We start from the raw sequence: 6,000 nt of genomic DNA on the forward strand, positions 1-6,000 counted from the left end.
ATCTCGAAGAACGTGACCGCCCCCATATGTTTGGAGCGGGTTGCGGGCGGAAAACCGGTTCCCACTTCTCCTCAACCCGCTCCAGACTCACCGGCCCCGCCACCACCTTAACCCCGCCCTCTCGATGGCTTCGAGGGCGGCGTGCAGGGCGACGCCCATGGCCCCCAGCACCACCAGAGCCGCGATCATGCGGTCAGTCTGAAGCTTGTTACCGGCGTCCAGGATCTGCCAGGCCAGCCCGCGCACCCCGCCCGAGCCTGCGCCAAATTCAGCCACTACGGCGCCGATCAGAGCCAGCCCCGCGCCGACCTTGTGACCCTCCAGCAGGAACGGCACGGCTGAGGGCAGGCGCAACCGCATGACCCGTTGCCAGCGCCCCGCGCCATAGAGGGCGAACAGGCGCTCCAGGTCAGGATCTGCCGAGCGCAGACCGGCTGTCGCGCCGGAAAAGATCGGGAAGAAGGCCACCAGAACGGCCAGGGTGACCAGGGCGCGCTCCGGATGATCCAGTCCCGCCCAGATAAGCACCAGCGGCGCGATGGCGACCACAGGCGTCACCTGCACGACCGAAGCCAGCGGCCGGATTGCGCGGTCCAGAAGCGGGCTGAGTGCGGTCAGGATCGCCAGTGCCTGGGCGATCAGGCTTGCCAGCACCAGCGAGATCAGGGCGACCGACAGGGTCCGCCAGGATGCCGCCACCAGCGCCGGCCAGTGTTCCGACAACGCCAAGGCCACGGCGGACGGCGGCGGCAGGAAATAGACCGGCACCTGCATCACCCGGCAGGCGATCTCCCAGCCAGCAAGCAGGATGGTGATCAGGATGAAGGGGGCCAACCGGCTCATGCTGCCACGCCTTCGGCCAGGCTTGCGGAAACCGCCTCCACCGTGGTCCGGAACGCCGCCTGGGTCCGGAACTGAGGTGGGCGGGGCAGGGGGCCTTCAACCGGAAAGTCGCCGACGATCCGGCCAGGGCCGCAGCTGATCACCACCACGCGCGAGGCCATGTAGACGGCCTCCTCGACGTTGTGCGTCACGAAGATGATGGCCGGTTGGGTGGTCGCCCAGAGCGCCAGCACGTCATCAGCCAGTGTGCGTCGTGTGATTTCGTCCAGCGCCGCGAACGGCTCGTCCAGCAGCAGCAGCCGGGGGCTGGTCACCAGCGCTCGCGCAAGAGACACCCGCATCGCCATGCCGCCGGAGAGCTGGGCAGGTCTTGCGGCGACGGCGGCGCAAAGTCCCACCCGCGCCAGCGCTTCATCGGCCCGACGGCGGGCCTCGGGCCGGGGCGTGCCCGCCAACTCAAGCGGCAGGGCGACATTTGCCTGGGCCGATAGCCAGGGCGCCAGCGTCGGCGACTGGAAGACCACGGCCGTCTCGCCGCGTCCGGCCGCCCGCGTCACGGTCCCGCGCGTCGGCGCCTCCAGCCCGGCCAGCAGGCGCAGCGCCGTAGACTTTCCGCACCCCGACGGACCGACCAGCGCCACGATCTCGCCGGCGGCGATGTCCAGCGACATCGGCCCCAGAGCCAGTCCCCGGTCGTAGTCGACCTCGACGTTGGAGAGAGACGCAATCACGGTCTGCCTCCCACGCGGAGCGGGGGAGGGGGACCGCGCCCCGCAGAGGGCGTGGTGGAGGGGGCGGCCCCGCGCACAGCGATAAGCTCGTCCGCCATCCGCCGCACGCCGTCTGCTACGTTAACGGCATCCTCAAAGACCGCCGAAGCCGACACTCGATAGACCGTCACACCCTGACGATTCAGCCATGCATCCCGCCGCTCGTCGTGTTCGATCTGAACCTCCTCAAAATGTCCGGCGCCGTCGATTTCCACGGCCAATTTCGCCTTGGGGCAGAAGAAGTCGAGGATATACGGTCCGAGCGGATGCTGGTTTCTGAAGGCCGGATAGTCCGGCGATCGAGCCCTCAGTCTAACCCACAGCATAACCTCCGGTTCAGTCAGATTGCGGCGTAGCGACTTGGCCCGCTTTGAGGTCAGGATTGAAGATCTCATGCCGTGCGGCGCTCGCCCCTTCCACCACGCCCTTCGGGTGCGGTCCCCCTCCCCCGTAAACGGGGGAGGCAGGAATGTCACTTGGGCGAGAACGCCAGGGTGTAGGCTTTCGTGGCATCCAGCGTCTTCGGGTAGACCCCCTGGGCCTTGGCCATGTCAGCGAAGGCGGTCCAGCGCGCGTCGGTCATGGCGCCGACGGGTGCGCCTTCGGACCCCTCGATGATCTTGTAGCTCCGGAGTTTTTCCCGCGCCTGAGCCAGCACGTCGTCCGTCATCTCGGGGTTGTCCTTGCGGATCAGGGCGTCGGCGGCCTTGGGGTCTCCAGCCAGGTAGTCGCGCCAGCCCTGGGCCGAGGCCTCGACGAAAGCCTTCACCGCCGCCGGATTCCTCGCGATCACCGCGTCGGTGGCCAGCACCATGGTGGCGTAGCCGGGGTAGCCCTCGTCAGCCAGCAGGAACACCCTGGGTTTGAGACCCGCCATCTTCTCGATCGTGTAGGGCTCGGAGGTCACATAGCCCTGCTGGACGGCGCGCTTGTCGGCCAGAAACGGCGCGGAGTTGAAGTTGTACTTGCGCACCTGATCGTCGGTGAAGCCGTACTTGGCTTTCAGCCACACCCAGAAGGCGGTGACGGAGGCGTCTGACAGCAGGATCGGGCGGCCCTTCAGATCGGCGATCTTCTCCGCGCCGGTATCGGGGTGGGCGATCAGCACCTGGGGGTCCTTCTGCATGAAGGCCGCGACGGCCTTCACCGGCACACCCTCCTGCGCCAGGTTCATGACGATGAAGCTGTTGGAGCCCATGCCCAGGTCGACCGCATTGGCGGCCAGCAGTTGCGGCACGTTCACGCCCGGCCCGCCCTGGACGATCTCGACCTTGAGGCCGCGCTTTGCGTACTCGCCCGAGGCCAGCGCCTGGTAGAACCCGCCATGTTCGGCCTGCGCGCGCCAGTCGGTGGCGAAGCGGATCGTCACCGGCGCATTGGCGGAGGGCGCGGCGGTCTCCTCCTTCTTCCCCGGACTACAGGCCGCCAGCAGGGCTGCCGCCGCGAACGCCAGGATGCGCAAGGTCTTCATGGAAACTCCCGACTTGGTCGGGCGACGTTAAGGCGGTGCGGCGGCGGTTCCAAGGGGCTCATGTGCTCCGGAATGTCCTCGCCAAGCGAACAAGCGCCTCCTCGAACTCCGGAGTTTGCAGGTGTGGCCAGTCTTCGAAGACGGCGGCGCGTATGACCCCGAGCACGGCCCGGCCCACGATAAAGTCTTCGATCTCGCTCTTCAGGTCCTTCTTGGCACCCGAGCGAACACTCCAGTTTGCCTTAGGATCCGCCTCCAGCAGCGCTTTTACGGCGGCGCGGCGGGTATGGGGTCGGCCCGGGAAGCTCTGGATGTGCGTCCGAATGTTGGCCCGGTCCGGTTCAAGCCCTTCGGCCACTGCAACTGCTGCGTTACGCCGCCATGCCTGATGTTCTGCGTTTGCCAAGGCGATCAGGATGGCGCGTTTGTGCGGGAAGTACTGGTAGAGCGTGCCAATGCTCACGCCTGCAGTTTCGGCGATGAGATTGGTGTTAAGTCGTGCCTCTCCATGCGCTTCAAGAATCCGAGCCGTCGCCTCGAGGATCGCTGCGCATGTCGCCTTTGCTCGCGCCTGTTTCGGCATACGATTCATACGCTTGGCGCTGTTTGAGCCCGACACAAATTCCGCCATTCGATTTGCGAGTAGAAAATCCGAGTAATGCTCGGAAAATCGAACTCGTCAATGACGGGAGGATTTCATGGGTTGGGCGCACGAACGGTTGGGTGCGATTGTCTCAGGGAAAGTGGATGCGCCGCCGGTGGTTGGAACACTCCGGATGGGTTTGCTCGATGCGTGGGGGCCAGGCTGGGCTCGCAAGCGCTGGGTCCCGCAACCGGAGATCCTCAACGGCGACGGGTCAATGTTCGGGGGCTACCTGGCTGCCTTGGCAGATCAGGCGCTGGCGTTCGCGGCGATGACCGTCGCGCCGGATGACCAGCATTTCCGAACGATCAATCTGCAGGTTCAGTTCTTCAAAATTGGCCGTGCCCATCCGCTCGATATTGAGGCGCGCGTCGTAGCCCAGACCCGGCAGCTCATATCGGTAGAGGTGGATTTCCGCAGGCCTGGAGGAGATATCATCGCCAAGGCGACCGCCCAGCAGGTGCTTGTCGCCCAGCCACTCACTCCGATGGAACCCACATAGCAAGAGGGCGGCGCTTCGGTTGCCCGAAACCCCGCCCTCTCATACAGATCCGTTGGGGGACCTGCGCCTCTAGGCCAACTGTCAGTTCGGTTTCGGGTCGCCCCGTGGTTTTCCCTGACTGCCGATGTCTTGCCTTCCGCTTCGTCCCGGGTCGCCCCGGCTCTTGGCCTCGAGCCTGGCACTCCGCCCGCTTGGTTTCCGGGTCTTCCGTTGCCGGTTTCTCCGTCTGCCCGCGCCGCAGTTCCTGTCGGCAAGAGGACGGTGCCCCTGATCAGAAAGGTGCGCAAGTTGGTTAATGGAGGCGCGTGTGGCCTGTCGGTTGAGAACCGGTGGATATCCGGTGAGTCCCATCCGGAAACGTCAATTGTGACAGTTGTTTGAAGCTGTCCACAGGAACGTGGATTCGAGGCTATCTGCCGGCCGCCAGAGCCTCGCGGCGCTCTTCCAGCGCCAGCCATTCCTCTTCCGCCGAAGCGACCTCCGCCTGCTTCGCCGCCAAGGCCTTGGTAAGCGCGTCGAAGCGCCCCGGATTGCGGCCATAGAGCCCTGGATCGGCCAGCGCAGTCTCCAGTTCGGCGACCCTGGCCGGACCCTCGGCGATCAGGGTTTCGAGCTCCTCCAGCCGGCGCTGGTCCTTGTAAGTGAGTTTGGCGATAGCTTTGGCGGTGGCCGGCTTCTGGGTCGTGGACTTGGCGGTCTCGGCTTTTGACAACGCACCGAAGAAGCCGGGATTCTGTCGGATGAAGTCCTGCCAGCCGCCGGGCGTTTCCACAGCGCGACCGGTCCCGTCCAGGCCGATGGTCGATGTGGCCAGCCGATCGATGAAATCGCGGTCGTGGCTGACCAGGATCAACGTGCCCTCGTAGTCCGCGAGCATGTCTTCCAGGAGATCCAGCGTGTCCATGTCGAGATCGTTGGTGGGCTCGTCCAGCACCATGACATTGGCGGGGTTGGCCAGGGCGCGGGCCAGCAGCAGGCGGTTACGCTCGCCGCCGGACAGGCTCTTCACCGGCTGGCGCAGCTGGCTCTCGCGGAACAGGAAGTCCTTGGCGTAGGCGTTGACGTGCTTGGGCTGGCCGCGCACCAGAATCTGGTCGCCGCCGAGCGGGGTCAGCACATCCTTCAGCGTCATCTCCGGTGAAAGGGCGGCGCGGGCCTGGTCGATATAGCCGACGGTCAGGTTGGTCCCGAGCTTCACCTCGCCGGAGTCGACGGCGATCTCGCCCAACAGAAGTTTCACCAGAGTGGTCTTGCCGGCGCCGTTGGGGCCGACAATCGCCACGCGGTCGCCGCGCAGGATGCGGGTTGAAAAGTCCTTCAGGATCACCCGCTCGCCGAACGCCTTGTTCAGCCCCTTGGCCTCGACCACCCGCTTGCCGGAGAGCGCCGAGCTCTCCAGGCCCATGTGCATGGCGCCCCGGACCTCCTTCTGGCGTTCGGATTTCTCCTCGCGCAACGCCACCAGGCGGCGGCGGCGGCCCTCGTTGCGCGCGCGGCGGGCCGTGACGCCCCGCTCCATCCAGTGCTGTTCGCGCTGCAACATCTTATCGAGGCGGCGGCCCTCCTCGGCCTGCTGGGCCTCGATCTTTTCGACCCAGTCCTCGAACCCGGCGAACCCGGCGTCCAGGCGACGCACCTGCCGGCGTTCCAACCAGAAGCACCGTTGGGTCACCCGTTCCAGGAAGGCGCGGTCGTGGCTGACGATCAGGGCTGCAGCCCGGCTGGCGCCGATCTGGGCTTCCAGCGTCTCGATGGCCAGGATGTCCAGGTG

7 protein-coding genes are annotated in these 6,000 nt (G+C 65.9%); 1 reads left to right on the forward strand and 6 read right to left on the reverse strand.

The window, feature by feature from the left end; translation table 11 throughout:
• Positions 1-87 precede the first annotated feature (87 nt).
• The 5 genes from ACIQ3B_RS11960 to ACIQ3B_RS11980 form a co-directional block, all read right to left on the reverse strand.
• Positions 88-843, reverse strand: a complete 756-nt coding sequence (locus ACIQ3B_RS11960) for an ABC transporter permease (RefSeq protein ID WP_397402836.1) — start codon at positions 841-843, stop codon at positions 88-90.
• The gene (locus ACIQ3B_RS11965) at positions 840-1,514 is read right to left on the reverse strand and encodes an ABC transporter ATP-binding protein (protein WP_397402849.1); all 675 of its coding nucleotides are present in this window, start codon (positions 1,512-1,514) and stop codon (positions 840-842) included. Before ACIQ3B_RS11965 ends, ACIQ3B_RS11960 begins: the two co-directional genes overlap by 4 nt.
• A gap of 56 nt (positions 1,515-1,570) precedes the next feature.
• Entirely contained in the window at positions 1,571-2,008 is a 438-nt protein-coding gene (locus tag ACIQ3B_RS11970) for an endonuclease domain-containing protein (RefSeq protein ID WP_397402838.1), read from the reverse strand.
• A gap of 77 nt (positions 2,009-2,085) precedes the next feature.
• A complete protein-coding gene (locus ACIQ3B_RS11975) occupies positions 2,086-3,084 on the reverse strand; it encodes an ABC transporter substrate-binding protein (protein WP_397402840.1) in 999 nt (332 codons plus the stop codon).
• A 58-nt stretch (positions 3,085-3,142) separates the two neighbouring features.
• A complete protein-coding gene (locus tag ACIQ3B_RS11980) occupies positions 3,143-3,715 on the reverse strand; it encodes a TetR/AcrR family transcriptional regulator (protein ID WP_397402842.1) in 573 nt (190 codons plus the stop codon).
• A gap of 67 nt (positions 3,716-3,782) precedes the next feature.
• Here ACIQ3B_RS11980 and ACIQ3B_RS11985 point away from each other — a divergent pair, with 67 nt between their 5' ends.
• Positions 3,783-4,229: a PaaI family thioesterase gene (locus tag ACIQ3B_RS11985; protein WP_397402843.1), complete on the forward strand. Its 447-nt coding sequence runs from the start codon at positions 3,783-3,785 to the stop codon at positions 4,227-4,229.
• 409 nt (positions 4,230-4,638) lie between these two features.
• Here ACIQ3B_RS11985 and ACIQ3B_RS11990 read toward each other — a convergent pair.
• Positions 4,639-6,000, reverse strand: a 1,362-nt coding sequence (locus ACIQ3B_RS11990) for an ATP-binding cassette domain-containing protein (protein ID WP_397402845.1), incomplete at its 5' end; no start/stop codon positions are given.

Source organism: Phenylobacterium sp. (assembly GCF_044358365.1).
GTDB lineage: Bacteria > Pseudomonadota > Alphaproteobacteria > Caulobacterales > Caulobacteraceae > Phenylobacterium.